We start from the raw sequence: 23,331 nt of genomic DNA on the forward strand, positions 1-23,331 counted from the left end.
GTACCGTGCTCCTCGTCCGTGTGGTGATCCGAGCGCTGCCAGAACCGGCGTACGACGAGGGATGCCGACGTACGACAGGCCGCATGGTAAGCGCGGGACGGACGGACACGGAACGCGGGGGACGAGCGCGACGATTCGGTCGGGCCGACGAGCGGCCCGACCGACCGTCACCGCTCAGGGGCGCGGTCCTGCGGGATCAGAACTGCAGACCCCACGAGTTGACGTACCCGGTGTCGCGTGCGGCGTTGTCGCTCACCCGCAGGTTCCACGTCCCGTTGGCGGCCTCGGACGAGGCGTTCACCGTGTACGTGGTGTTGATGTTGTCCGTCGAACCGCCCGTGCCGTACGCCTTCAGCGTGTAGGCCGTCCCGTCGGGGGCGATCAGCTGGACCTGGAGGTCACCGATGTAGGTGTGGACGATGTTCACCGGCACGCTCAGGGCGGCGGGCGCGTTGCCCGTGACTCCGCTCACCGTGACCGGGGAGTTCACGGTGGAGTTGTCGGCGATCGCGTAGTCCGCGGTGTTCTCGAAGAGGTCGCCCGGCGGCGGGGTCGTGCCGCCGCCGACCTTCAGCAGACGGTTCGGGGAGCCGGTGCCGGGGCTGGTGACGACTCCGGTGGTGGCCGCGTTGACCAGCGCGCTCTGGACGGCGGACGGGCTCGCGGTGGGGTTGTCCGCCAGGTGGAGCGCGGCGGCTCCGGCGACGTGCGGGGTCGCCATCGACGTACCGGAGATGGTGTTGGTGGCGCTGTCGCTCGTGCCCCAGCTGGAGGTGATGGAGGAGCCGGGGGCGAAGAGGTCGAGGACCGCGCCGTAGTTGGAGTAACTGGCCCTGGCGTCGGTGCTGGTGGTGGCGCCGACGGTGATGGCCTCGGTGACGCGGGCGGGTGAGCGCGTCGAGGCGTTCGTCGACTCGTTGCCGGCCGCGACGGCGTAGGTGACGCCGGAGGCGATGGAGTTGCGTACGGCGGTGTCGATCGCGGTGTCGGCACCACCACCCAGGCTCATGTTGGCGACGGCCGGCTTGACGGCGTTGGTCGTCACCCAGTCGATGCCCGCGACGACCTGCGCTGTGGTGCCCTGGCCGGAGTTGTTCAGCACACGGACGCCGACGATCTTCGCCTTCTTGGCGACGCCGTACGCGGTGCCGCCGACCGTGCCGGCGACGTGCGTGCCGTGGCCGTGACCGTCCTGGGCGGTGTTGTCGTTGTCGACGGCGTCGTAGCCGTAGGAGGCCCGGCCGCCGAAGTCGGTGTGGGTGATGCGGACGCCGGTGTCGATGATGTAGGCGGTGACGCCCTCACCGGCGGTGTCGTCGTAGGTGTAGCTCTGGTTGAGCGGGAGGGCCGCCTGGTCGATGCGGTCCAGGCCCCAGGAGGGCGGGTTGGGCTGGGTCGTCTCGATCGAGAGGACACGGTTCTGGACGACGGAGGCGACGGCCGGGTCGGCGGCGAACTTCTTCGCCTCGGCCGCGTCGGCCTCGACGGCGTAGCCGTTCAGCGCCTTCTTGTACGTGCGCTCGATGGTGGCGCCGTACTCCTTCGCCAGGGCCCTGCCCTCGGCGGAACCGGCCTTCGCGGCGTCCGCGTGGAGCGTCACGATGTAGCTGTTCGCGATCGCGTCGGGCGCGCCCGCGTACTGGATCCGGCCTTCGGTGTCCGCGGCCTGGGCCGGGAGCGCGGAGATGATGCCGGCAACGAGTGCCGCCGAGCCGATACCGGCAAGTCTTCGCCGGGCATGACGCATCACTGCCATCTGAGGATCCTCCTCAATCGGTGGTGCGCTGGTGGGGGGTGGTGCGGATGGGGCACACACGGTGGTGCGGTCGAGCACTCACGAGGTGGTGCGGTTCGCACGGGCACAGGGGCACACGGGCACGTCAAAGGCAGGTACATGCCAAATTGTTCGACAAGCCGACCCTGCGCTCAGCCGAAAGATTGGGGCTTCCACAGGAATTGCACAAGAGGCCTGCACACACGTAACGCAGCTGCCATATGCCAGCCATGACAGTCCGTCACCAATCGGGGCATCTAACCTGCGGGGATGACTCCCTTGCCGGATTGTTTCTGCCCGGTGGACGGCACGCGCGTCCCCACGGACTCGCTCGCGTGGTGCTGCCCGGTCTGCCGCGGCCCGCTCGACCTGGACTTCGCACCCACGCCGGCGTCCCTCAAGTCCCTGACGGGCAGGGTGAACTCACTCTGGCGCTACACGGAGTGCCTGCCGCTGTCGGGCCCCTCGGTGTCGCTGGGCGAGGGGCGCACCCCGCTGGTCCCGCTGACCGAGGGTGTTTCGGCCAAGCTGGACTTCCTCATGCCGACGCTCTCCTTCAAGGACCGCGGGGCCGTCCTGCTCGCCGAGCTGGCCCTGCGGCTGCGGCCCCGGCAGGTCGTCGCGGACAGCAGCGGCAACGCGGGCACGGCCGTGGCCGCGTACTGCGCCCGCGCCCGGCTGCCGTGCACGGTGTACGTCCCCGAGGGCACGTCCGCCAAGAAGCTGGAGCAGATCGGGGCGCACGGGGCCCGCCCGGAAGTGGTCCCGGGCGACCGCGAGGCCGCCTCCCGGGCAGCCCGGGAGGCGGCGGACGAGGAGGGCACGTTCTACGCCTCGCACGTCTTCAACCCGTACTTCCTGCACGGCACCAAGACGTACGTCCACGAGCTGTGGGAGGACCTCGGCGGACGGCTCCCCGAGGTGATCGTCGTCCCTGTCGGCAACGGCACACTGCTGCTCGGCGCGGCCCTCGCCGTCGCCGAACTGCACGCGGCGGGCCTGATCGACCGCAGACCCGCCCTGTACGCCGTCCAGTCCGCCGCCGTCGCCCCGCTCGCCCACGCTTGGGCCGACGGCGCGGACGACCTGGTCGGGGTCACCCCCGCGGCCCCCACGTTCGCCGAGGGCATCGCGATCCCGCACCCGCCGCGGGCCCGCCAGATCCTGCGGGCGGTACGCGAGTCGGGCGGCACCTTCCTCACCGTGACGGAGGACCAGATCCGCCACGCCCAGACCGACCTGGCCTCCCGCGGCCTGTACGTGGAGTCGACGGGCGTGGCCTGCTGGGCGGCAGTACGCGAGGGCACCCTGGGCACCCGCACAGCGGTGGTACCACTGTGCGGCGCAGGCTTGAAAACGGGCTTGACGACGACACCCTGACAGGGGCGCGTCACTGGGGCGAGCCTCTGACAGGGGCGCGTCACTAGGGCGAGCCTCTGACAGGGGCGCGTCACTGGGGCGAGCGGGGAGCTGCGCGGTCTCTTGGGGCGCGGGGAACGGCGCGGTCGCCTTAGGGCGAGCGTGGAGCTGCACGGTCGTCTTGGGGGCGCGGGGAACTGCGCAGTCTTGTCGGAGGCGCGGCGATCGGCCCGGCCGTTTCCGGCGCACGGCGCTCGGCGCAGTCGCTTCAGGGGCCCGGGGAACGGCGCAATCTTGTCGGAGGCGCGGCGATCGGCCCGGCCGTTTCCGGCGCACGGCGCTCGGCGCAGTCGTCTCAGGGGCGCGGGGAACTGCGCAATCTTTTAAGGGGCGCGGGGAACTGCGCGACCAGCCCCCACCCACCCGCACCCGAAGAACGACCTCCGCCGCCCCTCCCCTACTACTCCCGGTCGCCCCGCGACACACCCCCACCGGCGACAGCCAACCGCTCCTGCTCCTCCTCCACGATGCGCCGAGCAATCGTGCCGTCCGAGACATCAACCGCATCCGGCGTCGCCTCGGCGACATCACTACGCCGCGCATACGCGTCGAAAAGCCGGGCCTTGCTCTCCAGAATGTGCAGCAGCCGCTCGTCCACACTGTCCGCCGCGAGCAGCCGGTGCACCTGGACCGAGCGGACCTGCCCCATCCGGTGGGCCCGGGCAACGGCCTGATGCTCCAGCGTGGGCTTGACCTGCGGTTCACAGAGAATCACCACGGACGCGGCCTGGAGGTTGAGCCCGACCCCGCCGGCCTCGATCTGGCAGAGCAGCACCGCATGGCCGGGCGCGGCCGTGAACTCGTCGACGAGCTGCTGTCGGCGGGCGGCCGGAACGCCTCCCGCCAGCGGCCCCAGCACCTCGTCGCCCAGCGCCTGACGGACGGTGGCGAGGACGTCACGGAAGTAGGAGAAGACCACGACCTTCAGGCCGTTCACCGCGGCCTCCTCGACCAGCTCACGCAGCCGCTGGAGCTTCGCCGACTTCTCGGCGTGCACGTACGCGGCTCTGCGCATCGCCATGAAGTTCCCGGCGGCAACCGCCTCGCGGTAGGCGTCCAGGTCGGCGGCCCCGAGCTCCTCCCACTCGTCCACCTGCACCAGCGCCGGCAGTTCGGTGAGCACGTCCTGCTGGTTGCGCCGCAGGTAGGCGGGGGCGACGGACCTGCGGAAGGTGTGCGGCCCCGCCACCGCGTCGCTGCCCTGGATCCTGGGCACCAGGTCGGGCTGGAGGTAGCGCACGAGCGTTCGGAACTCCTCGACGCGGTTCTCCATCGGCGTGCCCGTGAGGAACAGGACGCGCTCGCAGAGGTTCGTCCAGCGCGCGACGGCACGGGAGCGGCGGGCGTCGGGATTCTTGACGTAGTGCGCCTCGTCGACGACGAGCGCGGCGGGCGCGTCCAGCGGGTGCTTCTCGGCCTTCCTGGGGTCCGGCAGGCTGTGCAGCACGTCGAAGGTGGTGACCGCGACGCCACCGCGCTCGCGCCACTCGGCGTACGCGTCGAGCCGGCCGGGGCCGTGCACGGGCACCGCGCGCAGGGTGCTGCGGGAGCGGATCTCGCGCGTCCAGTTGATCAGTACGCTCGCCGGGCACACCACCAGGAAGTGGCGGTGCCCGTCGGCGGCGAGGTGCGCGACGACCGCGATGGCCTGGACCGTCTTGCCGAGCCCCATCTCGTCGCCGAGGACCACCCGGCGCTGGGCGAGCGCGAACCGCGCGCCGAAGGACTGGTAGCCGCGCAGGGAGACCCGGCAGTGGGTGTCGTCGAGTCCCTGCGCGTGCACACGGTCCGCGACCTCCGCCGGCAGGAAGCCCTCGGCGGCCTCGACGTCGGGTGCGCTGCCCGCGATCGAGGCGAGCTGGCTGTAGTACTCCGTGGACCGCAGCGCGAAGTCCACCCATGCCTCGGCGTCGGAGGCGGACTCCCTGAGCAGGTCGGTGGAGGCCTGCGTGAGCAGCATCGGTACGCCCTTGGAGACGGCGTCCGCGACGAGCGCGCGCAGCTCGCCCACCGCCGTGAGCGCGCGCTCCCGCCCGGCCCCTCCCGCGAGGGCCATCCGCAGGCGCCCGCCCGCCGGCCGTGCCACCGGAAGGAGCGCCGCGATCCTCCGCTCCGCCTTCCCGGCGGCATCCACGGCCCGGCGCAGTTCGGGCCCCGCCTCGACGATCCGCCGCAACGCGATGACGAGGGCGGTGGTCCGCGGCTCCGGGTGATCGACGTCGATCCGCACGGACACGGTCTCCTCGAGCGCCCGGGCGATCTGCCGGGCGGCGGCGAGCGCCTGGTCCGCGGTCTGTGCCCCGACTCCCGGTATCTGCCGCAACTCGTGCCGACTCGCTTCGAACACCGGCCGTACGCTGCCGAATCCGGCCGTCTCCAGGGCCCCGAGCCGCAGCCGCCCCTCGGTGACGTCCTTCAGCCGGGAGACGGGAATGCCCTCCAGCTCCTGGGCGACCAGCTCGGCGAGGAGCGGTGCGAGGGCCGTACGCACCTGGTCGACCGCCCGGGCGTGATCGGCGAGGACGCCCCGCGCGAGCCCGGACAACCGCTCGGCCCGCGCGACGACCTCACGCGCCCTGCGCCCCACCGGTACGGGGCTGTTGACCGCCCCCTCGCCCTCCGCCATGACACCCCTCGTGTGCCGGACACCCCGATCGAGCGGACATCCTTCCACGGGCCACTGACAGAGCCCGGGCGAGGACCGTCCCGGAATTGCGGGTGGCTCCGAACGAGTGGACTCGCGGGAGCGCGTACCGGACGGAGACCTCCACCCGGGGTCCGGATGGTGACGTTGCCGTCCGAGAGCCCCTGACCTGGAAGAGGCGCCCCCACATGCGACGTACCCCCTCCCGACGGCTGTTCACCGCGGCACTCCTCGTGGCGTCCGTGCTGGCCCCGATGACGGCGATGCCCGGTACGGCCGTCCACGCCGCGGGCATCGACCGGTCCGAGTCCTTCGGCACGTCCGAGACGTCCGTGACATCCGTGACGTCCGACAAGGACGGGCACCCGTCGGACGGTCTCGGTCCCAAGCTGACCGCCCGGCTGGACAAGGCCGTCGAGGAAGTCCGCCGGGAGGCCGGCATCCCCGGCGTCGTCGTCGGGCTGTGGATGCCGGGCAAGGGACGGTACGTCCGCGCCACCGGGGTCGCCGACACCGCCACCGGCAGGCCGATGACCACCGACCTGTTCTCGCGGATCGGCAGCGAGACCAAGACCTTCACGGTCACCGCGCTGCTCAAGCTGGTCGACGACGGCCGGATCCGGCTCGACGATCCGATCGCGAAGTACATCGGCGGCGTGCCGGGCGGCCGCCGCATCACGCTGCGTCATCTCGCCGAGATGCGCAGCGGCCTGTTCCCGTACAGCGCCGACGCGGACTTCGCGCACGACCTGCTGAGTGACCCGAGCCGCTCGTTCACCCCGCGGGAGGTGCTCGCGTACGGCTTCAAGCACCGGAACACCTTCGCTCCGGGGAAGAAGTTCCAGTACTCCAACAGCAACCTCATCCTCCTCGGCCTGGTGATCGAGAAGGTCAGCGGTCACCGTCTCGTCGACTTCATCGAGAAGCGGGTGCTGCGCCCGGCCCACCTGCGCCACACGCTGTTCCCCACGGACGCCGAGTTCCCCGAGCCGCACGCGCGCGGGTACACCAACCAGACGCTGAGCGGCGAGGTCGAGGACGCCACGGACTGGAACCCCAGCTGGGGCTGGGCGGCCGGGGCGATGATCTCGAACCTGCACGACCTGCGCCGCTGGGCCAGGATCGTCGCCACCGGGACACTGCTCAGCCCCGAGACCCAGCGGGAGCGGCTCAGGATGCTGCCGACCGGCCACCCCGGCACGAACTACGGCCTCGGCATCTTCGAGTCCGACGGCTGGATCGGGCACAACGGCTCCATCCCCGGATACGAGAGCGTGACGGTCTACCTGCCCTCGAAGAAGGCCACCCTGGTGATCCTCCTCAACACCGACATCACCTACGAGGGCCAGGAGCCGTCCTCGCTGGTCGCCCGCGCGATCACCGAGGTCGTGACCCCGGAGAACGTCTACGACCGCCCTGCTCCCCTGCCCCAGTCGCACCTGGTACGCCCGGGCAGCTGAGACCTCGGCACCATGTGAGCACAGCGAACGCGGAAGGGGCCGGACTCTTCGGAGCCCGGCCCCTTCCGTCTGCGCGGGTACCGCCTGCACGGGTGACGCAACCGTGCGGCGTGCGGCGGCTACACGTTGAAGCGGAACTCCACCACGTCCCCGTCCTGCATCACATAGTCCTTGCCCTCCATGCGGGCCTTGCCCTTCGAGCGGGCCTCGGCGACCGAGCCCATCTCGACGAGGTCCTCGAAGGAGATGACCTCCGCCTTGATGAAGCCCTTCTGGAAGTCGGTGTGGATGACTCCGGCGGCCTCGGGGGCGGTGGCGCCCTTCTGGATCGTCCAGGCGCGCGATTCCTTGGGACCGGCCGTGAGGTAGGTCTGCAGGCCGAGGGTGTCGAAGCCGACGCGGGCCAGGGTCGCCATGCCGGGCTCCTCGACGCCCACCGACTCCAGGAGCTCCATCGCTTCCTCCTCGTCGAGCTCGGCGAGGTCCGCCTCCAGCTTGGCGTTGAGGAAGATCGCCTCGGCGGGCGCCACCAGGGCGCTCTGCTCGGCCTTGAAGGCCTCGTCGACCAGTTCGTCCTCGTCGACGTTGAAGACGTAGAGGAAGGGCTTGGTGGTGAGGAGGTGCAGGTCGTGGAGGAGTTCCTCGTTGCCGGAGCCCTGCACGATGCCCTGCGAGAAGAGGGTGTCGCCCTTCTCCAGGATCTCCTTGGCGGCCTCGACGGCGGCGACCTTCGGTCCGATGTCCTTCTTGATGCGCGACTCCCGCTGGAGGCGCGGCAGGACCTTCTCGATGGTCTGGAGGTCCGCGAGGATCAGCTCGGTGTTGATCGTCTCGATGTCGTCCTTCGGTGAGACCTTGCCGTCGACGTGCACGACGTTCTCGTCCTGGAAGGCGCGGATGACCTGGCAGATCGCGTCGGACTCACGGATGTTCGCGAGGAACTTGTTGCCCAGGCCCTCGCCTTCCGAGGCGCCCTTCACGATGCCCGCGATGTCGACGAAGTCGACGGTCGCCGGAAGGATCTTCTGCGAGCCGAAGATCTCGGCCAGCTTCGCGAGGCGCGCGTCCGGGACACCGACCACGCCGACGTTCGGCTCGATCGTGGCGAACGGGTAGTTGGCCGCCAGCACGTCGTTCTTGGTCAGGGCGTTGAACATGGTCGACTTGCCGACATTCGGCAGACCGACGATTCCGATCGTGAGCGACACGTTGCGACTTCCCGTACGTGAGGTTGGAGGACGAGGACCGGGGCGACAGAACCGGGGTTCGGACGGGCCCGGGGCCCTCACTTCGTGATGCGCGGGCCGATCCACCAGTCTACGGCGTGCGGCACCTCACCCCGGCGACGTATCGAACGCTTGCCCAAGGTCGGCCAAAGGGCGTGTCTCGAGGCCCATTCCGCACATAACCCGACCTAAGTTGGACCAGTGGAGCAACACAGGACGCGTCCCCCCCAGTCACAGCCGTCACGGCGCGGCACGCCCCTTCCCCCGCAGGCCGGGCGGGGCGGTGCCCGTACGGCCCGGCAGGCCGGGGCCGGGGTCCCGCGGACCGCGGCGCCCGTCTCACCGCTCGTGCAGGCGGTGCGCCGGTTTCCCAACCCCCGGCTCACCGGACTGGGCAGCGGGCTGTTCTGCGCCGCCTCGATGTTCGCGCTGGCCTGTCTCGTCCAGCTGCTGTTCGGGGCGTCGCTCGTCGTCTACGGCGTCCTCTTCCTGCCGGTCTGCGCGCTGACCGCGGTGTGGGTGCGGCGGGCCGACCTCGTCACCGCGGTCGTCGCCGTGCCCATCGCCTTCGCCGTCGGTCTGCTGCCGATCGCCGACAGCGGCGGCGGCATCGGCGGCCGGCTGATGGGACTGGTCACCGCGCTCGCGACACACGCGGGATGGCTGTACGGGGGCACGCTGGTGGCGGGGCTCATCGTGACCGTGCGCAAGGTGCGGATGATGAGCCGCCGAGCCGCACAGCGGCGCCGGGCCGCCTGAGATTCGGATCACCTGAGATTCGGGCCGCCTGAGGTTCGGGCCGTCCCGGCCCGCCTGCCGGTCTCGCACGGCCGACCGGCTCCGCCCGGGCCGCGCCGGCGCGGGTGCCGCGCCGTCCGGAACGGCCCGTCACACGAGACGGCGGGCACCCGAGCCGGGCGCCCGCCTGTCGCCTGGCCGCCTGTCGCCTGGCCGCCTGTCGCCTAGCCGGCCTTCGCCGCCCGCATCGCCGCGCCCACGATTCCCGCGTTGTTCTGCAACTGGGCCGGCACGATCTCCGCCCTGATGCCCTCGATCAGCGGCAGGAACTTCTGGGCCTTGCGGCTGACGCCGCCGCCGATGATGAACAGCTCGGGCGAGAAGAGCATCTCCACGTGGGCGAGGTACTTCTGGACGCGGTGCGCCCAGTGCTCCCAGGAGAGGTCGTGGTCCTCCTTGGCCTTGGTGGAGGCGTGCTTCTCCGCGTCGTGGCCGTTCAGCTCCAGATGGCCGAGCTCCGTGTTCGGGACGAGGACGCCGTCCACGAAGAGGGCGCTGCCGATCCCCGTACCGAAGGTGAGGAGGAAGACCGTGCCGCGGCGGTCCCGGCCGGCGCCGAACTGCATCTCGGCCACGCCCGCCGCGTCCGCGTCGTTCAGGACGGTCACCGGCAGGCCGCCCAGCCGGTCGCCGAGCAGGGCGCGCGCGTCGGTGTCGATCCATTTCTTGTCCACGTTCGCGGCCGTGCGGATCGTGGCGCCGTCGGTGACCACTCCCGGGAAGGTGATGCCGACCGGGCCCGTCCAGCCGAAGTGGTCGACGACCTCCTTGACGCCGTCCGCCACCGCGTCGGGCGTCGCCGGGTGCGGGGTGAGCACCTTGTGGCGCTCCTCCGCCAGGTCGCCCCGGTCCAGGTCCACGGGAGCGCCCTTGATCCCTGATCCGCCGATGTCCACGCCGAAGATCTGCATGGCTCTACGTTACGTCGTACGACGGACAGTCACTCGGCCGAGGGGGTGGTACCGGTGCGCTCCGCCACGAGAGCCGCCGCCTCCGCGCGCAGGTCGCGGCGGAGTTCCTTGGGCAGGGAGAACGTGATGGACTCCTCGGCAGCCTTGACGAGTTCGACGTCCTCGTAGCCGCGGGTGGAGAGGTACTCCAGGACCTGCTCGACGAGGATCTCCGGCACCGAGGCCCCGGAGGTGACACCCACCGTCGAGACGCCGTCCAGCCAGCTCTCGTCGATCTCGTCGGCGAAGTCCACGAGGTACGCCTCGCGGGCTCCCGCGAGCTTGGCGACCTCGACGAGCCGCACGGAGTTCGAGGAGTTGCGCGAGCCGACCACGATCACGAGTTCCGCCTGCTCGCCCATCTGCTTCACCGCGAGCTGACGGTTCTGCGTGGCGTAGCAGATGTCGTCGCTCGGAGGGGAGATGAGCTGGGGGAACTTCTCCTTGAGGGCGCCCACCGTCTCCATGGTCTCGTCGACCGACAGCGTGGTCTGGGAGAGCCAGACGACCCGGGACGGGTCGCGGACCTCGACCTTGGCCACGTCCCCGGGGCCGTCGACCAGCGTGATGTGGTCCGGCGCCTCACCGGACGTGCCGATGACCTCCTCGTGGCCCTCGTGGCCGATGAGGAGGATGTCGAAGTCCTCGTCCGCGAACCGGACGGCTTCCTTGTGGACCTTGGTGACGAGCGGGCACGTCGCGTCGATGGTGGCGAGCCGGCCGGCCGCGGCCTCGTCGTGGACGACGGGGGCGACGCCGTGCGCGGAGAACATGACGATGGACCCCTCGGGGACCTCCGCCGTCTGCTCGACGAAGATCGCGCCCTTCTTCTCCAGGGTCTGCACGACGTACTTGTTGTGGACGATCTCGTGGCGGACGTAGATCGGGGCCCCGTACTGCTCCAGGGCCTTCTCGACGGCGATCACGGCACGGTCGACTCCCGCGCAGTAGCCCCGGGGGGCGGCGAGCAGGACACGGCGGCCGGTAGAAGCAGTCATGCCTCCCATCGTAAGGCCGCGCCCGACGGGTCAAAGATCACCTCCTTGGGGAGACTGGTCTGAGGCCGGGGAGCTGGGAGGGGGGTACGGCACGACCATCGGGAGGCAATGGATGTCCGGCACTCAGACCCCGGCCCGCGCGGCCGACGAGGGCAGGGGGCTGCGGCGCAGTCTCGGCTTCCGCGACCTGGTCGTCTACGGCCTGCTGTTCATCGCCCCCATGGCCCCGGTCGGGGTCTTCGGGGCCCTCGACGCGAAGTCGCACGGGGCGGTCGCGCTGGTCTACGTCGTCGCCACGGTCGCGATGGCGTTCACCGCATTCAGCTACGCGCAGATGGTGCGGGTGGTCCCCCAGGCGGGTTCGGTGTTCGCCTACGCGCGCGCGGGGCTCGGCAAGGAGGCGGGGTTCGTCGCCGGGTGGATGGCGATGCTGGACTACCTGCTCATCCCGGCGGTGGCGTACCTCTTCTCCGGGATCGCGATGAACGCCCTGGTCCCCGAGGTCTCGCGGTGGGTGTGGACGGCGCTCGCGGTCGTCGTCACGACGCTGCTGAACCTGTGGGGGGTGCGGGCCGCGGCCCGTGTCGGTTTCCTGGTGCTCGCGATGGAGATCGTGGTCCTTCTCGTCTTCGTCGTGTCGGCGGTCGTGGTCCTCGCGCGCGACGGGGCACAGCGGGGCTGGCTGTCGCCCTTCTCCGGAGACGGCTCCCAGGGGGCGTTCGCGCTGTCCGCGGTCCTCGGAGCCGTGTCGATCGCCGTGCTGTCGTACCTGGGCTTCGACGCGATCGCCTCCTTCGCGGAGGAGGTCACCGGCAGTTCGGAGAAGGTCGCGAGGGCGGTGCTGTTCTGTCTCGCCCTCGCCGGTGTGCTGTTCATCGCACAGACGTACCTGGTCGCCCTCCTGGAGCCGGTGTCGTCCGCGCAGCTCGCGGCCGATCCCGTCCGGCAGGGATCGGCCTTCTACGACGCCGTGGACGCCTCGGTCGGCACGTGGCTGCACGACCTGGTGGCCGTGAGCAAGGCGATCGGGGCGGCGTTCGCGGCGCTGGCCGGGCAGGCCGCGGCGGGGCGGCTGCTGTTCGCGATGTCCCGGGACCGGCGGCTGCCGCGCGCCCTGTCGAGGACGGACTCCGGGGTGCCGCGCGTCGCCCTGTCCTGTGCGGCCGTCATCACCCTGGTCGCCGCGGTGTGGGCGGCGCGGCGCGACGACGGGATGGACCACCTGGTGTCGGTGGTGGACGTCGGGGCGCTGACCGCCTTCACCCTGCTGCACGCGAGCGTGGTCGGCTGGTTCGCCGTGCGGCGGCGGGGCGGGCCTGTCGTGTGGTGGCGGCATGTGCTGGTGCCCGTCGTCGGCGCGGGGATCACCGTCCTGGTGATCTTCGAGGCGTCCGGGGCGGCGCAGGTGGTGGGGGCGGTGTGGTTCGCGGTGGGGCTCGTGGTGCTGCTGGTTCAGCGGGGGCGGGCGCCGGCGGCCGGCTGAGCCGGGGGTCGCGCCCCGCCGCGCACGTATGGGCGGCGCTGTCCGAGGCGGCCGCTACGCTCGCGGCATGGCTCTCAACACGTCCGCGGACACTCCGCTGCCCGTCGGTGAGGTGTCGCGGCTCATCGGGGGATGGATCGACCGCCTGGGCGCGGTGTGGGTCGAGGGGCAGATCACCCAGTTGTCGCGCCGCCCGGGCGCGGGCGTCGTCTTCCTGACGCTGCGCGACCCGTCGCACGACATCTCCGTGAGCGTGACCTGCTACCGGCAGGTGTTCGACGCGGTCGCCGACGTGGTGAGCGAGGGCGCCCGCGTCGTCGTCCACGCGAAGCCCGAGTGGTACGCGCCGCGTGGGCAGTTGTCGCTGCGGGCCGTCGAGATCAAGCCGGTGGGCGTCGGTGAACTGCTCGCCCGGCTGGAGCGGCTCAAGAAGTCCCTTGCCGCGGAAGGGCTGTTCGCGGCCGACCGGAAGAAGCCGCTGCCCTTCCTGCCCCAGCTCGTCGGGCTGGTCTGCGGCCGGGCCTCCGCCGCCGAGCGGGACGTGCTGGAGAACGCGCGGCACCGCTGGCCCGCCGTCCGCTTCGAGGTGCGCAACGTCGCCGTGCAGGGCGTCCACGCGGTCCCCCAGGTCGTCCAGGCGGTGAAGGAGCTGGACGCCCTCGACGACGTCGACGTGATCATCGTGACGCGCGGCGGCGGCAGCGTGGAGGACCTCCTTCCGTTCTCGGACGAGCAGCTCGTACGCGCGGTCGCGTCCTGCCGTACTCCCGTGGTGTCGGCCATCGGCCACGAGCCCGACAACCCGCTGCTGGACCACGTGGCCGACCTGCGTGCCTCCACTCCGACCGACGCGGCGAAGAAGGTCGTACCGGACGTCGGCGAGGAGTACGAGCGTGTCCGGCTCCTGCGGGACCGCGCCCGGCGCAGCGTCCGGTCGTTCCTCGACCGGGAGGAGAGGGGCCTCGCGCACGCGCTGGCGCGTCCCTCGATAGAGGATCCGCACCGGATGGTCGACGAGCGGGCGGACCACGTGTCCTCGCTGCTGGACCGCGGCCGCCGCACGCTCGGGCATCTCCTCGACCGCGCGGACTCGGAGCTGACGCACACGCACGCGCGCGTGGTGGCCCTCTCCCCCGCCGCGACCCTCGAACGGGGTTATGCGGTCCTGCAGAAGTCCGACGGCCACGCCGTCCGGTCCCCCGACGAGGTGACGGCGGACGAGCCCCTGCGGGCGCGCGTCGCCGAGGGCGAGTTCACGGTACGAGCCGATGTCCGAGACAGAACCTAGGGTGGACGCATGACCAGCAAGACGGACGAGGCGCTCGGGTACGAGCAGGCGCGGGACGAGCTCATCGAGGTCGTCCGACGCCTGGAGACGGGCGGTACGACACTCGAGGAGTCGCTCGCCCTGTGGGAGCGGGGCGAGGAGCTGGCGAAGGTGTGCCGGCGGTGGCTGGAAGGGGCCCGCGCGCGCCTCGACGCGGCCCTGGCCGAGGAGGAGACGGCGACGGCGGGCTCGGCGACGGACACCACCGACGGCCAGTAGGTCCACGCCACCCCCGGCCGGACTCCGGTCGGTCCGGCCCGGGGCCGGGTCCGAGGTGGTCGGGCCGGCTCCGAATAACCGGGGGGCGGCTCCGAGCAGGCGGGCCGGGCCCGAATGTCCGGGACCCCTCTCCGGACCCTGTCCGGACCGCCTCCGCGAGTAATGCGGACCCCTTCCAGCTCGGCTGCGGTCGGCGATGAGAACCCCTGGTTCCGCAGCGGCGTGCCCACAGCCGCCGACGCCGGGCCGGGTCCTGCGAGTTCCGGCCCACGAGCTGCGCACCGCGCGGCCTGCGCCCACGGCTCGTGCCTCACGACTTGCGCTTCATGACTCTCGCCCGTGCTCTATGCCCCCGTGCCCCGCGGCCCTCCTGCCCCGCGACCCCGTGCCCTGTGAATCGGATCACCCTGCTCCACTTTTGGTTGAAGCTTAAACCTCATCGCCGTATCGTCGGACGGGCCAGCTGATCCCACGGGATCCGACGCACGTCCCGAGAAGGTTGTTCTTCATGTCCCTCGTTCTTGACCCCGCCGCCCAGGACCTGCTCTTCCGCGAGGCCCGCACCGCCAACGCCTTCACCGACGAGCCGGTGACCGACGAGCAGGTGCAGGCGATCTACGACCTGGTCAAGTACGGCCCGACCGCCTTCAACCAGTCGCCGCTGCGCATCACCCTGGTCCGCTCCGCCGAGGCCCGCGAGCGCCTGGTGCAGCACATGGCCGAGGGCAACCAGCCGAAGACGGCCACCGCCCCCCTCGTCGCGATCCTCTCCGCGGACAACGAGTTCCACGACGAGCTGCCGTATCTCCTCCCGCACTTCCCGCAGGCCAAGGACCTCTTCTTCAGCGAGCGCCCGGTGCGTGAGAACGCCGCCGCCCTCAACGCCGCGCTGCAGGCCGCGTACTTCATCGTCGGCGTCCGCGCCGCCGGCCTGTCCGCCGGCCCGATGACGGGCTTCGACTTCGCGGGCGTCCAGAAGGAGTTCCTCGACGACGACCACACCCCGCTGATGGTGGTCAACATCGGCAGGCCCGCCGAGGACGCCTGGTTCGCGCGCTCCCCGCGCCTGGAGGCCGACCAGGTCATCACGACGGTCTGATGATCTGATCCGTGCCGGCCGGGCAGCCCCCGGCCGCGCCCCGGACATGCGAGAAGCCCCCGGCCGCGCCGGGGGCTTCTCGCATGTTCCGTCATGTGCCGGGTCGGGCGGGACGCGGCTGCCGTGCCTTCGCGCTCACGACGTCTTCAGGGCCTCCGCCATCTTCGCCAGCCGAGCGAACGACGCCGTGCCCGTGACCACGGTCGTGGAGTTCTTCTCGCGGAGCACGAGCGCGTCGTACCGCGCGCCCTTGTACCGCTTCCAGGTCCGCTCGCCGATGCGCTGTTCGACGTTCGTCTCCTCGGCACCCTGACTGGCGTCCTCGATGAACGTGACGGGCTTCTGAGTGGACTGCTCGATCGCCACGTACTCCCCGTCGGGGTCGTGGAATCCGAGGTGCCACGCGTCGAAGTCGTCTCCCCGGAACCTCACCGAGGTCGCCTTCCACTCCCGGGACAGGCCCTCGGGCGCCGCCACCGGATAGGCGGCCGCGCGGCGCGCCGTGAGGAGCTCCACGCGGTAGTCGACCCGTTCGAGAGGGGGCTCCGAGTCGTCATTGGGGATGAAGACGTAGATGAAGCCCGCGACGATGCCGATCAGGCCCAGGGACAACACCATGTCCCGGACCGACTGCTTGCCTTTCATTCCTGCCACGTCCCCATCGTCGCAGGTGTACTGGTCTGCTCATCCGTGGGGCCCCCTGCTCATTTTGTCGGACTGGGGATAGAGTCGGCCCGAACCCTCACCGGCCGCCCGCCCGTCTCCCACCACCGCCCTTCCAAGGCCGCCCTACGGGCGCAGTTTTTGTCTCGTATCAGAAAGGTGCGCTCCGATGACCGAGCATCACTTGCCGTCCGAACTCGAGGTCCCGTCCGAGGCCCCCGACCGCAACCTCGCCCTGGAGCTCGTCCGGGTCACCGAGGCCGCCGCGATGGCCGCGGGCCGCTGGGTCGGCCGCGGCGACAAGAACGGCGCCGACGGCGCGGCGGTACGAGCCATGCGGACCCTCGTCTCCACCGTCTCGATGAACGGCGTCGTCGTCATCGGGGAGGGCGAGAAGGACGAGGCCCCGATGCTCTTCAACGGAGAGCAGGTCGGGGACGGAACGGGCCCCGAGTGCGACATCGCCGTGGACCCGATCGACGGAACCACCCTCACCGCCAAGGGCATGACGAACGCGATCGCGGTGCTGGCCGCCGCCGACCGCGGCACCATGTTCGACCCGTCCGCGGTCTTCTACATGGACAAGCTGGTCACCGGCCCCGAGGCCGCGGACTTCGTCGACATCAACGCCCCGGTGTCCGTGAACATCCGCAGGGTCGCCAAGGCCAAGCGCGTCACGCCCGAGGACGTCACGGTCGTCATCCTCGACCGGCCGCGCCACGAGGGCATCATCAACGAGATCCGGGAGACCGGCGCGCGCATCAAGCTCATCTCCGACGGCGACGTCGCGGGCTCGATCCTGGCGCTGCGCGAGGGCACGGGCATCGATCTGCTGCTCGGCATCGGTGGCACGCCCGAGGGCATCATCTCGGCCTGCGCCGTGAAGTGCCTGGGCGGCACCATCCAGGGCAAGCTGTGGCCCAAGGACGACGAGGAGCGGCAGCGCGCCGTGGACGCGGGGCACGACCTCGACCGCGTCCTGCTCACCGACGACCTGGTCTCCGGCGAGAACGTCTTCTTCGTGGCGACCGGCATCACGGACGGCGAGCTGCTGCGGGGAGTGCGCTATCGCCCCGAGACCGCGACGACCGACTCGATCGTGATGCGCTCGAAGTCGGGAACGGTCCGGCAGATCACCTCGGAGCACCGGCTGGCGAAGCTGCGGGCCTACAGCGCGATCGACTTCGACCGCGCGAAGTAGCTCCACCGGAAGCAGCGCCGTCGGCCGGGCTGTTCACACGGGCTCGCGTACGGCGATGGGGCGCCCCCTGTGCGGAGGGGGCGCCCCATCGCCGTACGGTCAGCCGGCCGCGGCTATCGTCCCCGACGAGCGGGCCGCCTTCTGCAGTTCGACGTCGCGGCGGCGGCGCCGGGCGAGGACCACGCGGCGCTCGGCGGCGGTGAGGCCGCCCCAGACGCCGTACGGCTCGGGCTGCAGCAGCGCGTGCTCCCTGCACTCGACCATCACGGGACAGCGCGCGCAGACCCGCTTCGCCGCTTCCTCCCGGGACAGCCTGGCCGCGGTGGGTTCTTTCGAGGGCGCGAAGAACAGCCCGGCCTCGTCCCGGCGGCACACGGCCTCCGTGTGCCATGGGGCGTCCTGGTCCCTGTCGCGCACCGGCACCGGCTGGGGCGGAACGGCGGCGACCTGCAGGGACTGATGCGGCGGATGCAGCACGGTCTACTCCTGACGACGGCTTCGCGAGCGAGAGACGATGCAGCAAGGCCTACCCGCTGTGCGCGCGCCTATGCACTCAGTTCCCGAGCGCGGAGGATCGCGGTCGGCGCCGGACCCCCACCGGCGGACCGGTGCCCTCCGCCCGACGGGATTCGCGACCGTCAATGCCCCAGGTGTTTGCGCAACTTGGCGTGCACCCGGTCGCCGACCCGGTCGAGGATGTCCTCGATCAGCTTGCCCCGCCTGGGCCTTGCCTCGATGCTGCCGAGAACGGCCAGGCCGTCCACGTACACGACGGGGGCGCCCTCCTCGCCCGAATCCAGCGTGTTCACCTCGAAGGTGCCGAGGACGCCGCCGCCGCTGCCGCGCAACGACACGTTCTCCGGGACGCGGATCTCGACGCTGCCGAACACCGAGATCGCCTTGATCACGACCTGCTGGTGCTCGAAGAGCGCCTCGCTGAGGTCTATCTCCACGCTGCCGAAGATGGCGTACGCGTGCGTGCGGCGGCCTACGCGCCAGCGGCCCTTGCGCACGGCGGCGCTGAACACCGCCACCACGTTCTCGTCGGCGACCGAGGGGACCGATCCCGGGGCGGGGCGGTTGGGGGCGGGCGCGAAGGAGGCGGCCGGGCGGGGCCGGTGGGCCGCCGGCAGGTCCGCCACCATCGGTTCCAGCTCGCCGACGGTCTTCGCACGGAAGACCTCCTCGACCCGCTCCGCGTGCTCCTCCGCGGTGAGGCGGCCCTCGGCGAGGGCCTCGCGCAGAATGTCCGCGGTCCGGTCGCGGTCCGCGTCGGAGGCCCGGAGGTCGGTGTGCTTCCGAAGGCCTGGTTCGCTGTGCTTCTGAAGGTCCACGACAGCAGCGTACCCAAACGCGATAGATCGCGACTAGGGGTGTGGACGAGCGGGACGGGCCGAACTGAGCCTTACCTCACAAGCGCCTCCCGCGAGCCAGGTCCTACGCTGGTGGGCGCCGCCAACGGATGCCGGCCGCTGTCTGTCGATGAAGGATTTGGCGAGATGCCGCAAAACTCCCCCCCGCCCAGCCCTGCGTTCGCGTACACCGATCTGCTCCCCCAGGGAGAGGACACCACCCCCTACCGGCTGGTGACCTCCGAGGGTGTCTCCACCTTCGAGGCAGACGGGCGCACGTTCCTCAAGGTGGAGCCCGAGGCGCTGCGGAAGCTCGCCGCCGAGGCGATCCACGACATCCAGCACTACCTGAGGCCCGCGCACCTCGCGCAGCTGCGGCGCATCATCGACGACCCCGAGGCGTCGGGCAACGACAAGTTCGTCGCACTGGACCTCCTGAAGAACGCGAACATCGCGGCCGCCGGCGTCCTGCCCATGTGCCAGGACACCGGCACGGCGATCGTGATGGGCAAGCGCGGGCAGAACGTGCTCACGGCGGGAGGCGACGAGGAGGCCCTGTCCCACGGCATCCACGACGCGTACCGGAACCTGAACCTGCGGTACTCGCAGATGGCCCCGCTGACCATGTGGGACGAGAAGAACACCGGCTCCAACCTCCCGGCCCAGATCGAGCTGTACGCGACCGACGGCGGCGCCTACAAGTTCCTCTTCATGGCCAAGGGCGGCGGCTCGGCCAACAAGTCGTTCCTCTACCAGGAGACGAAGGCCGTCCTGAACGAGGCCTCCATGATGAAGTTCCTGGAGGAGAAGATCCGCTCGCTGGGCACGGCCGCCTGCCCGCCGTACCACCTCGCGATCGTCGTCGGCGGTACGAGCGCGGAGTACGCCCTGAAGACCGCCAAGTACGCCTCCGCGCACTACCTGGACGAGATTCCGTCCGAGGGGTCCGCGCTCGGCCACGGGTTCCGGGACAAGGACCTGGAGGAGAAGGTCTTCGAGCTGACGCAGCGGATCGGCATCGGCGCCCAGTTCGGCGGCAAGTACTTCTGCCACGACGTGCGTGTCGTGCGCCTGCCCCGGCACGGCGCGTCCTGCCCCGTCGCCATCGCCGTCTCCTGCTCCGCCGACCGCCAGGCCGTCGCGAAGATCACCGCGGAGGGCGTCTTCCTGGAGCAGCTGGAGACCGACCCGGCGCACTTCCTGCCGGAGACCACCGACGAGCACCTCGACGAGGCGTCGGACGTGGTCGAGATCGACCTGAACCAGCCGATGGACGACATCCTCGCCGAGCTGACCAAGTACCCCGTGAAGACACGGCTCTCCCTGTCCGGTCCGCTCGTCGTGGCGCGCGACATCGCCCACGCCAAGATCAAGGAGCGGCTCGACGCGGGCGAGGAGATGCCGCAGTACTTGAAGGACCACCCGGTGTACTACGCCGGCCCGGCGAAGACCCCCGAGGGATACGCGTCGGGCTCGTTCGGGCCGACGACGGCCGGGCGCATGGACTCCTACGTGGAGCAGTTCCAGGCGGCGGGCGGGTCCAGGGTGATGCTGGCGAAGGGCAACCGCTCGCAGCAGGTCACCGACGCGTGCGGCACGCACGGCGGGTTCTACCTGGGCTCGATCGGCGGGCCCGCCGCCCGACTCGCCCAGGACTGCATCAAGAAGGTCGAGGTCGTCGAGTACGAGGAGCTCGGCATGGAGGCCGTCTGGAAGATCGAGGTCGAGGACTTCCCGGCGTTCGTCGTGGTCGACGACAAGGGCAACGACTTCTTCAAGGACCCGGCCCCGGCGCCCACGTTCACGTCGATTCCCGTACGGGGTCCCGGGCTCTAGGTTCTTCGCCCCGCCCCCGCCGCCTGCCCCGCCCCGCCCGTCCGGCGTTCGCCCGCCGGGAGGTGACGGGAATGGGCGGGGGCGGCGGGGGCGATATACGGGGTATGAGCGACTACCGCATCGAACACGACTCCATGGGCGAGATCCGCGTCCCCGCGGACGCGAAGTGGCGGGCCCAGACCCAGCGCGCCGTCGAGAACTTCCCGATCTCCGGCCAGCACCTGGAGCGCGCGCACATCGAGGCCCTCGCCCGCATCAAGGCGGCCGCCGCAAAGGTGAACGCGGGCCTCGGCGTGCTGGACAAGGACGTCGCGGAGGCCATCCAGGAGGCGGCGGGCGAAGTCGCGGACGGGAAGTGGGACGCGCACTTCCCCGTGGACGTCTTCCAGACAGGTTCCGGTACGTCGTCCAACATGAACACCAACGAGGTCGTCGCCACGCTGGCGACGGAGCGGCTCGGCAGGGACGTCCATCCGAACGACCACGTGAACGCCTCGCAGTCCAGCAACGACGTCTTCCCGTCCTCCATCCACATCGCCGCGACCGCCGCCGTCACCCGCGACCTCATCCCCGCGCTGGAGCACCTCGCCGCGTCACTCGCGCGCAAGTCCGACGAGTTCGCCGACGTGGTGAAGTCGGGGCGGACCCACCTCATGGACGCCACCCCCGTGACGCTCGGCCAGGAGTTCGGCGGGTACGCGGCCCAGGTGCGGTACGGGGTCGAGCGGCTCCGGGCCTCCCTCCCCCGGCTCGCGGAGCTGCCGCTGGGCGGCACGGCCGTCGGGACCGGGATCAACACCCCGCCCGGCTTCTCCGCCGCCGTGATCGCCGAGGTCGCCCGGACCACGGGGCTGCCGCTCACCGAGGCGCGCGACCACTTCGAGGCGCAGGGCGCACGGGACGGGATCGTCGAGACCAGCGGGCAGCTGCGGACCATCGCCGTGGGACTCACGAAGATCGCCAACGACCTGCGGTGGATGGCCTCGGGGCCGCGCACGGGACTGGCCGAGATCAGCCTGCCCGACCTCCAGCCGGGCTCGTCGATCATGCCCGGCAAGGTGAATCCGGTCATCCCCGAGGCCGTCCTGATGGTGGCCGCGCAGGTGACCGGGAACGACGCCACGATCGGCGTCGCCGGAGCCTCCGGCAACTTCGAGCTCAACGTGATGCTTCCGGTCATCGGGAAGAACGTCCTGGAGTCGGTCCGGCTCCTCGCGAACGTCTCCCGGCTGCTCGCCGACCGGACCGTGGACGGGATCACGGCCGACCGCGAACGGGCCCGGGAGTACGCCGAGTCGTCGCCGTCGGTCGTGACACCGCTGAACAAGTACATCGGGTACGAGGAGGCGGCGAAGGTCGCCAAGAAGGCCCTGGCCGAGCGGAGGACCATCCGCGAGGTCGTCCTGGAGTCCGGATACGTCGAGCGCGGCGACCTCACCCGGGAGCAGCTGGACGAGGCCCTGGATGTCCTGCGGATGACACGGCCGTAACGTCATCCGGCCATCACGCGAACCATGACGCGTACCGCAGCGTCGTATGCCACGGGCACCTAATATCTGTTCATGGCAGAGGGTGGAGCGGTGACACAGGTGGAAGCGGGCGGGCCGGCGGCGTACTGGAAGCCCGGGAGTCGGATCCTGTGGCGCTACCGGGAGAACGCCGGCGAGCGCTTCCACATCGTGCGTCCCGTGACCGTCGTACGGGACGACGAGGAGCTGCTCGCGGTGTGGCTGGCGCCGGGGACGGAGTGCGTGAAGCCCGTCCTCGCCGACGGCACGCCGGTGCACGTGGAGCCGCTGGAGACCCGCTACACCAGACCGCGGACCGTGCGACGCGGCCGCTGGTTCGGCACGGGCGTCCTGAAGCTCGCGAGGCCGGGCGAGCCGTGGTCGGTGTGGCTGTTCTGGGAGCCCGGCTGGCAGTTCAAGAACTGGTACGTCAACTTGGAGGAACCGCTGGCCAGATGGGCCGGCGGCGTCGACTCCGAGGACCACTTCCTCGACATCTCGGTCCACCCGGACCGGACTTGGGGCTGGCACGACGAGGACGAGTTCGCGCAGGCCCAGCGGGACGGCCTGATGGACGCGCGACTGGCCGCGCGGGTGCAGGAGGCCGGACGGGCCGTGCTGGAGGTGATCCACGACTGGGGGCCGCCGTTCTCGGACAGCTGGCAGCACTGGCGCCCGGATCCGGCCTGGTCCGTACCGTCGTTGCCGGACGACTGGGATCGTACGCCCGCGCACGTGTCCACATGAGACCCTTGATGCGCCCCCGTGGTAGAACCGTAGGATCGTCCTCCGCAACGAACAGTCAGGGTCGGTGCGCAGCACCGTCGTTGAGGAGTGGTGGTCGGGTGGCGGGCGGGCGCGGTACAACAACTCCCGCAGACCGCACTGTGCTTGACCGAACGTCACCGAGGGGCGGCAGGACGTGAGCGAGGGGTACGAGGGCCACAGCGGCACGGCCCTACAGCGGCGGGACAGGCTGTTCCCGCCGGTGCCGGACGGCCCTTCTTCTGAGAGGCTGTCTGATCACGCGGGGAATCCGTTCCTGGGGCACACATTCCGGGTATCGGGTTTTCTGCGGGACGAACTGCACGCACGGCGCGCAGCACCGGACGGATGGATTCGACACGCGTGACGGAGCACCCCACCTCCCATGAGCGCCGACAGCCAAGCGCTGCCCGGCCCACGGCCCCGGCGGACCCCCACCACGGGGCGCTTCTGCGTACCCCGGAGCCGCCGGTCCAGGGCTCACCGGGTTTACCCGCACAGGGACGACCGGCCCAGGCTCCCGCCCCTTCGGGGAGCGGCGGCATGAGCGGACCCGACGAGGCGCAGGGCCCGGCCGGGCCGTCCGAGCCCGCCGGCGCGTGCGCCGCC

19 protein-coding genes are annotated in these 23,331 nt (G+C 70.9%); 11 read left to right on the forward strand and 8 right to left on the reverse strand.

The features are described from left to right. Positions 1 to 196 precede the first annotated feature (196 nt). Positions 197 to 1,756, reverse strand: coding sequence for a S8 family peptidase (locus tag KUF83_RS19070; RefSeq protein WP_217455934.1), 1,560 nt, complete (start codon positions 1,754 to 1,756; stop codon positions 197 to 199). A gap of 288 nt (positions 1,757 to 2,044) precedes the next feature. Between KUF83_RS19070 and KUF83_RS19075 the strand changes: the two genes are divergently transcribed. Next, positions 2,045 to 3,154: a threonine synthase gene (locus tag KUF83_RS19075; RefSeq protein ID WP_217455935.1), complete on the forward strand. Its 1,110-nt coding sequence runs from the start codon at positions 2,045 to 2,047 to the stop codon at positions 3,152 to 3,154. A gap of 439 nt (positions 3,155 to 3,593) precedes the next feature. Here the strand turns inward: KUF83_RS19075 and KUF83_RS19080 are convergent, their stop codons facing one another. Next, positions 3,594 to 5,819 (reverse strand): DEAD/DEAH box helicase, encoded by a 2,226-nt coding sequence (locus KUF83_RS19080; protein ID WP_217455936.1) that lies wholly within the window; start codon positions 5,817 to 5,819, stop codon positions 3,594 to 3,596. A 206-nt stretch (positions 5,820 to 6,025) separates the two neighbouring features. Between KUF83_RS19080 and KUF83_RS19085 the strand changes: the two genes are divergently transcribed. Further along, the gene (locus tag KUF83_RS19085; protein ID WP_217455937.1) at positions 6,026 to 7,297 is read left to right on the forward strand and encodes a serine hydrolase; all 1,272 of its coding nucleotides are present in this window, start codon (positions 6,026 to 6,028) and stop codon (positions 7,295 to 7,297) included. A gap of 119 nt (positions 7,298 to 7,416) precedes the next feature. Here KUF83_RS19085 and ychF read toward each other — a convergent pair whose 3' ends face one another. Beyond that, entirely contained in the window at positions 7,417 to 8,505 is a 1,089-nt protein-coding gene (ychF, locus tag KUF83_RS19090) for a redox-regulated ATPase YchF (protein WP_217455938.1), read from the reverse strand. 375 nt (positions 8,506 to 8,880) lie between these two features. Between ychF and KUF83_RS19095 the strand changes: the two genes are divergently transcribed. Further along, on the forward strand, positions 8,881 to 9,282 hold the full coding sequence (locus tag KUF83_RS19095) for a DUF6542 domain-containing protein (RefSeq protein ID WP_308403055.1): 402 nt from the start codon (positions 8,881 to 8,883) through the stop codon (positions 9,280 to 9,282). Positions 9,283 to 9,485: 203 nt separating this feature from the next. Here the strand turns inward: KUF83_RS19095 and ppgK are convergent, their stop codons facing one another. After that, entirely contained in the window at positions 9,486 to 10,232 is a 747-nt protein-coding gene (gene ppgK, locus KUF83_RS19100; RefSeq protein WP_217455940.1) for a polyphosphate--glucose phosphotransferase, read from the reverse strand. A gap of 29 nt (positions 10,233 to 10,261) precedes the next feature. Then, positions 10,262 to 11,278, reverse strand: coding sequence for a 4-hydroxy-3-methylbut-2-enyl diphosphate reductase (locus KUF83_RS19105; RefSeq protein ID WP_217455941.1), 1,017 nt, complete (start codon positions 11,276 to 11,278; stop codon positions 10,262 to 10,264). Positions 11,279 to 11,381: 103 nt separating this feature from the next. Here KUF83_RS19105 and KUF83_RS19110 point away from each other — a divergent pair, with 103 nt between their 5' ends. The 4 genes from KUF83_RS19110 to KUF83_RS19125 all read left to right on the forward strand — a co-directional run bounded on the left by KUF83_RS19110 (position 11,382) and on the right by KUF83_RS19125 (position 15,397). Next, a complete protein-coding gene (locus KUF83_RS19110) occupies positions 11,382 to 12,752 on the forward strand; it encodes an APC family permease (protein ID WP_217455942.1) in 1,371 nt (456 codons plus the stop codon). Between the two features lie 67 nt (positions 12,753 to 12,819). Beyond that, positions 12,820 to 14,040, forward strand: coding sequence for an exodeoxyribonuclease VII large subunit (gene xseA / locus KUF83_RS19115; protein ID WP_217455943.1), 1,221 nt, complete (start codon positions 12,820 to 12,822; stop codon positions 14,038 to 14,040). A gap of 9 nt (positions 14,041 to 14,049) precedes the next feature. Next, positions 14,050 to 14,298: an exodeoxyribonuclease VII small subunit gene (locus KUF83_RS19120; protein WP_217455944.1), complete on the forward strand. Its 249-nt coding sequence runs from the start codon at positions 14,050 to 14,052 to the stop codon at positions 14,296 to 14,298. A gap of 508 nt (positions 14,299 to 14,806) precedes the next feature. Next, positions 14,807 to 15,397: a malonic semialdehyde reductase gene (locus KUF83_RS19125; protein WP_217455945.1), complete on the forward strand. Its 591-nt coding sequence runs from the start codon at positions 14,807 to 14,809 to the stop codon at positions 15,395 to 15,397. Between the two features lie 135 nt (positions 15,398 to 15,532). On the opposite strand, the gene KUF83_RS19130 is transcribed toward KUF83_RS19125, so the two are convergent. Further along, entirely contained in the window at positions 15,533 to 16,051 is a 519-nt protein-coding gene (locus tag KUF83_RS19130; RefSeq protein WP_217455946.1) for a DUF4245 domain-containing protein, read from the reverse strand. 178 nt (positions 16,052 to 16,229) lie between these two features. On the opposite strand from KUF83_RS19130, the gene glpX reads away from it, so the two are divergent. Then, positions 16,230 to 17,261 (forward strand): class II fructose-bisphosphatase, encoded by a 1,032-nt coding sequence (glpX, locus tag KUF83_RS19135; RefSeq protein WP_217455947.1) that lies wholly within the window; start codon positions 16,230 to 16,232, stop codon positions 17,259 to 17,261. Between the two features lie 99 nt (positions 17,262 to 17,360). On the opposite strand, the gene KUF83_RS19140 is transcribed toward glpX, so the two are convergent. Then, entirely contained in the window at positions 17,361 to 17,738 is a 378-nt protein-coding gene (locus KUF83_RS19140) for a WhiB family transcriptional regulator (protein ID WP_217455948.1), read from the reverse strand. A 161-nt stretch (positions 17,739 to 17,899) separates the two neighbouring features. Continuing rightward, a complete protein-coding gene (locus tag KUF83_RS19145) occupies positions 17,900 to 18,595 on the reverse strand; it encodes a DUF1707 domain-containing protein (protein WP_217455949.1) in 696 nt (231 codons plus the stop codon). A 165-nt stretch (positions 18,596 to 18,760) separates the two neighbouring features. Here KUF83_RS19145 and KUF83_RS19150 point away from each other — a divergent pair, with 165 nt between their 5' ends. The 3 genes from KUF83_RS19150 to KUF83_RS19160 all read left to right on the forward strand — a co-directional run bounded on the left by KUF83_RS19150 (position 18,761) and on the right by KUF83_RS19160 (position 22,704). Then, positions 18,761 to 20,449, forward strand: coding sequence for a fumarate hydratase (locus KUF83_RS19150; RefSeq protein ID WP_217455950.1), 1,689 nt, complete (start codon positions 18,761 to 18,763; stop codon positions 20,447 to 20,449). Between the two features lie 104 nt (positions 20,450 to 20,553). Further along, complete coding sequence (locus KUF83_RS19155; protein ID WP_217455951.1) at positions 20,554 to 21,939, forward strand: aspartate ammonia-lyase; 1,386 nt, start codon at positions 20,554 to 20,556, stop codon at positions 21,937 to 21,939. 72 nt (positions 21,940 to 22,011) lie between these two features. Further along, positions 22,012 to 22,704 (forward strand): DUF402 domain-containing protein, encoded by a 693-nt coding sequence (locus tag KUF83_RS19160; RefSeq protein ID WP_217455952.1) that lies wholly within the window; start codon positions 22,012 to 22,014, stop codon positions 22,702 to 22,704. Positions 22,705 to 23,331: the final 627 nt, after the last annotated feature.

This window comes from Streptomyces sp. BV286, from assembly GCF_019090165.1.
Lineage (GTDB): Bacteria > Actinomycetota > Actinomycetes > Streptomycetales > Streptomycetaceae > Streptomyces.

What these genes read in the sequence shown, in the direction of transcription:
- KUF83_RS19155 (WP_217455951.1), top strand. Translation starts at nt 20,554, where the DNA reads ATGAGCGACTACCGCATCGAACACGACTCCATGGGCGAGATCCGCGTC.
- KUF83_RS19075 (WP_217455935.1), top strand. Translation starts at nt 2,045, where the DNA reads ATGACTCCCTTGCCGGATTGTTTCTGCCCGGTGGACGGCACGCGCGTC.
- KUF83_RS19120 (WP_217455944.1), top strand. Translation starts at nt 14,050, where the DNA reads ATGACCAGCAAGACGGACGAGGCGCTCGGGTACGAGCAGGCGCGGGAC.
- KUF83_RS19070 (WP_217455934.1), bottom strand. Translation starts at nt 1,756, where the DNA reads ATGGCAGTGATGCGTCATGCCCGGCGAAGACTTGCCGGTATCGGCTCG.
- glpX (WP_217455947.1), top strand. Translation starts at nt 16,230, where the DNA reads ATGACCGAGCATCACTTGCCGTCCGAACTCGAGGTCCCGTCCGAGGCC.
- KUF83_RS19080 (WP_217455936.1), bottom strand. Translation starts at nt 5,819, where the DNA reads ATGGCGGAGGGCGAGGGGGCGGTCAACAGCCCCGTACCGGTGGGGCGC.
- KUF83_RS19085 (WP_217455937.1), top strand. Translation starts at nt 6,026, where the DNA reads ATGCGACGTACCCCCTCCCGACGGCTGTTCACCGCGGCACTCCTCGTG.
- xseA (WP_217455943.1), top strand. Translation starts at nt 12,820, where the DNA reads ATGGCTCTCAACACGTCCGCGGACACTCCGCTGCCCGTCGGTGAGGTG.
- ppgK (WP_217455940.1), bottom strand. Translation starts at nt 10,232, where the DNA reads ATGCAGATCTTCGGCGTGGACATCGGCGGATCAGGGATCAAGGGCGCT.
- KUF83_RS19105 (WP_217455941.1), bottom strand. Translation starts at nt 11,278, where the DNA reads ATGGGAGGCATGACTGCTTCTACCGGCCGCCGTGTCCTGCTCGCCGCC.
- KUF83_RS19150 (WP_217455950.1), top strand. Translation starts at nt 18,761, where the DNA reads ATGCCGCAAAACTCCCCCCCGCCCAGCCCTGCGTTCGCGTACACCGAT.
- KUF83_RS19160 (WP_217455952.1), top strand. Translation starts at nt 22,012, where the DNA reads ATGGCAGAGGGTGGAGCGGTGACACAGGTGGAAGCGGGCGGGCCGGCG.
- KUF83_RS19110 (WP_217455942.1), top strand. Translation starts at nt 11,382, where the DNA reads ATGTCCGGCACTCAGACCCCGGCCCGCGCGGCCGACGAGGGCAGGGGG.
- KUF83_RS19125 (WP_217455945.1), top strand. Translation starts at nt 14,807, where the DNA reads ATGTCCCTCGTTCTTGACCCCGCCGCCCAGGACCTGCTCTTCCGCGAG.